This is a genomic window from Dehalococcoidales bacterium (genome assembly GCA_030698765.1).
In the GTDB taxonomy this organism is placed as follows: Bacteria; Chloroflexota; Dehalococcoidia; order Dehalococcoidales; family UBA2162; genus JAUYMF01.
This window is the reverse complement of sequence record JAUYMF010000054.1, coordinates 1-4382: the sequence shown is the minus strand read 5'-3', so window position 1 is coordinate 4382 and position 4382 is coordinate 1. Positions and strand designations below refer to the sequence as shown.

Genomic DNA, 4382 nt, shown 5'->3' with positions numbered 1-4382 from the left:
TAGTGTCTCAGAGATACCTTTACAATACACTTCATATTGTCATTCCCGCGAAAGCGGGAATCCAGCATCATCACCCCACCTGGATTCCGTATCAAGTACGGAATGACATTGTTAAGTTATTAGTGAGACACTACACTAAAGGCTCTATTTGCGCTTGGTTGAGTAAGCTGTCATTGCAAGGAGCGCGTTCACTTCGCTCAGTGTAAACTCAGCGACGTGGCAATCCGGGATGGGGGTACCCCTCGATGACAAAATGATTAGAGGGCAAATCCTGGTTAAAGATTGAACTGTGATCAACCTGACAGGATACTATTAAACAAACCCGAATAGCGTCTCCCCTTCTGGACAAAGGGGAAAACTGTATCCTGTTTCCCTTTTCTCAGAATTTCCCTAAAATGAGCGGTAACCTTTTCCGGATTTGTTCGTTATAGATATTAAACTATCCGCGAATCCCGCGGGGAAAAGAGACACACCCCGGAGGACAGTAAACGAAAGGCGGGAAACAAATAGCTTCAAGCAGAGGGGGTTGACACAGCGTGCTATAATACTTGTAAGGGGTAGTCTGTCTACCTCAACGCTGTTACGAGCAAAATTTAAGAAGGGAGGTGATGCCATGACAAGAGCCAGAAAGGCCGGAGAACTCCTAACCACGCCGGCCCGGAGGAACCTGAGTTATCATGCTCAATTTACGGTTAGCTGATTCTTGTCTCTCTGGTTATTAAATAGGGAATAAGTTTCGGAACCCTCTTTCCCCGGAGAGATGACATACCTGAAAAACTTAGGAGGACTTTCAAAGGTCGATGAAGAAAAAAATAAATAAAATAATGGGTGTGGGCTTAAGCCTGATGCTGCTTGCCAGCCTGTGGGTGATGGCCATCCCGGCGACAGCGGGCACGCTTTCCCTGGGCGAAGAAAGCTCGGTGAAGGACCTGAAGGCCATGGTAGATAATATCATTGGCCCGGCCGGTGTGGATATCGTTGACATGGCGGTCAACGGCAACGTCATCTATGCCGCCACCGGCACCACCACCACCGACAATATCACCTACAAGTCAACTGACGGCGGCGCCACCTGGACGAGCCTGACCACCACCACCAACTACCCGGCCTCAGCCGTCACCAGAGTGGCCGTGGCCCCCGATGACCCCGATGTGGTTATCATCGCCACCGCCGAGCCTCAGGTCTACTTATCCAACAACGGCGGCGGAGAGTGGGACAACCTGGCTATACCCGCCGTGACAACCCCGGTCGTTACCATCAACTCTATTGACATATCAGCCGGGGCAACCCGCTATGTCGCAATCGGCGGCGCCACCACCGGCAGTGTGGCCGAACTCTGGACGTTGAAACTGGCAATGGCGCAGAACTGGCAGGCAAGAATGGCCGGGAGCGGCAACTTTACCGCCTCTCAGACGGCTGTCATGGCGGCCAAGTTCTCGCCCAACTCCGTCACTGACGAGACCATCGCCGTCATCAGCGCCGACGCCGGCACAACCACCTTCCAGCTCTTCCGCTTTACGGAAGGGCAGACAAGCTGGAACCAGGGTATCGCCCGCGAGGGCATGAGCTCCTACGGGACCGGCATCGCTCTTGATACCGGCATCGGCGGCGGTGTCGCCGCGGCTGATATCGAGCTGGTCAGTGACTATCTGGCCACGGACCTGACACGGCGCATTGCCTTCGTCACTTCGGCGGGCGCCACCAGCGGGGGCAAGGTCTACCGCATGACCGATGCCGCCCGGGTAGGAGCCTTTAACGAGTGGGACGACGCTACTGACGTTACTGCCATCGGCAGCCTGTCCCTGAACGCAGCCAACAGCGTGCTGCTCGGCGGCAGATACCTCAGCAACGTTGTCTTTAGCTGGAGCAACCCCACCAGCGGCGGCAGCCCCAACGCGCTGCGCACCAACACCCTTAAACTCCCCAGCGGCGGACTCACCGATGCCAAGACCCTGGTCGGCTGGAACGGTGATACCGCCATAGCCGCCACCTCTGGCGACGAGAGTGCTTTCTCCGTCTCCACCGACAACGGCTATTCCTGGAATGACATCAGCCTGATTGATACCACGCTAACCACCCTGAACGATGTCGCCGTCAACGCTGATGCCAGCAAGATTTACCTGACCTCAGCCGACGCCACCAATGATACCAGCGTCTGGCTGAAGACATCCGCCGGATGGAAACGGGTACTGAGCATGCAGGGTATGACAGCCACCACTTCACCATTCCTGGTACGGCTTGCCCCGGAGAATGACTCAGTCGTCTACATCGCTTCCAAGATGACCACGAATATGTGGCTGAGCGTTAACGGCGGCCTGGAAACATGGAGACATGTCCCCGCTTACCAGCTCACCGCAATCCAGGACTTCGTCGTGGAGAGCGCTGACGTCGTCCATGCCATAGATACCTCTGGCGCCACCAAGACCACCAATGCCGGCGCTACCTGGAGCACCAAGAAGAACCTTGACGGTCTCGCCGGTCACTCGATAACCCTGGCGCCGAACAACGACGTGCTCGTTGGCGGCAGTGACGGCTACGTCGCCTTCTCCAAGGACGGCGGGGCAACCTTCACCAGGATTACGAGCAAGGTAGATACGGGCAACTCCCATGTTGTCGCCGATATGGACTACGCCGACAACAATATCATCTATGCCGGTACGGGCGACTCAGTGAAACGGGGTAAGGCGGACAAGAGCGCGACCTGGTCCAGCCGTACACCTTCATTCGCCACCAACCACGTGGTTACCGGAATAGCTAACCATGAAGGCGTCATCTACGTCCTGACAGCCAATACCACCGACAGCCGTCTCTACCGGGCGCTCAACCTGAAGGACTCGGCCAGTTCCGCTCTGGCGCTGTGGAGCTTCAAGGAAAGCGCCGGGGAGAAACTTGACTTCCAGCCGCAGGCGCTGAAGAAGTCCGATGCGCCCAAGTTCTGGACGGTTGACCGTGCTGCCAATACGCTGTTCAGCATGACCGACCCGATAGCCCTGGTAGGTCCGACACTGACAGCCCCGGCGGACAAAACGTCTGTTCAGGTGAACCCGGATGCCCAGGCCTTCAACGTCACCTTCATCTGGGAGCGGCCGGTCAGCCAGGTCAACTCGATGCAGATACAGGTTGCTGCCGACTCTGGCTTTGCCGCTATCGTCTATGACGAGACCTTCACCGGAATCGACTCAAGCACTGTAGCCAAGGTAATCGGTCCTACCGGACCCACCAACCAGGTGGCCCAGTTCAACCCGGGCAGCACCTACTACTGGAGGGTCAGGGTAGCCGAGACCGGCCCGATGTACAGCGCGTGGTCAGCAACCCGCAGCTTCGCCATCGAAGCCGCGACGGCTGACTTCCAGGTCACGACTCCATCTGTCGGCGCCACCGCAGTTTCCATCATGCCGACATTCGTCTGGACCCCGTTTAACGAAGCTACCAGCTACGAAATCGCTGTAGCCGAGGACTCGACCTTTGCCGTACTCGACTGGAGCCATAACGTGACCGGTACCTTCTACCAGACCACGGAAAGCGACACTCTCAAATACGGAACCACCTACTACTGGAGAGTAAGGTCGGAGAAGAATCCGTGGACAACCGGCATCTTCACCACCGAGCAGAGGCCAGTTGAGCCGACGCCGCCGATAGTGATTGAGCCGACCCCGCCGGCCTCACCTCCACAGATAGTAAAAGTGGAAGTACCGGTACCGGGGCCAGCACAGCCGATCCCAAGCTATCTGCTGTGGACGATTATCGCCATCGGCGCGATACTCATCATCGCCCTGATTGTCCTGATTGTCAGAACCCGGCGCATAGCCTAGTTCCGGCCTGACGGGCAATACCCGAACCGAGTACAAGAGGGGTCACCCAGGTGACCCCTCTTCCTTTTTTATTTCCATTTATTACTAATGCTTGCGTAATTGACTTTACGTATTTCCTCGCCCCTTGCGGGAGAGGATTAAGGTGAGGGGTAGCCTCAAATTCACCCTCATCCTGACCTTCTCCCGTCAAGGGAGAAGGGACTGTCATTGTATAGACATTTGCCAAGCGGATAACCATACCGACGAAAGTCGGCATCCAGAACATGAGCATATCCGGACACTGAAGAGTCTGTCCAAAAGGTCTCCCTGTAATTGCGAGGGCGAAGCTCGTGTCAATCTCTGAGATTGCTTCGCCTTCCGCCTGCGGCGGAATGGTCTCGCAATGACACCGCCAACCAAAACCGAATAATACCCTATACATCAGAGATATTAACGCTGCTGACAGCCCGTTCATTTCCCGGCAACAAGCCCGTAGATACCCACGGGCAGAGCCCGTGGCACTTTACAGTTCAAGCTTCGCTTGACCTGAATCCTGTTCCCCCTGCCACCTGACATAGTTTATTATCTGCT

General features: G+C 56.0%; 1 protein-coding gene. It reads left to right on the top strand.

The window, feature by feature from the left end; genetic code table 11:
- Positions 1-800 precede the first annotated feature (800 nt).
- A complete protein-coding gene (locus tag Q8Q07_02645; GenBank protein ID MDP3879190.1) occupies positions 801-3812 on the top strand; it encodes a hypothetical protein in 3012 nt (1003 codons plus the stop codon).
- Positions 3813-4382 lie beyond the last annotated feature (570 nt).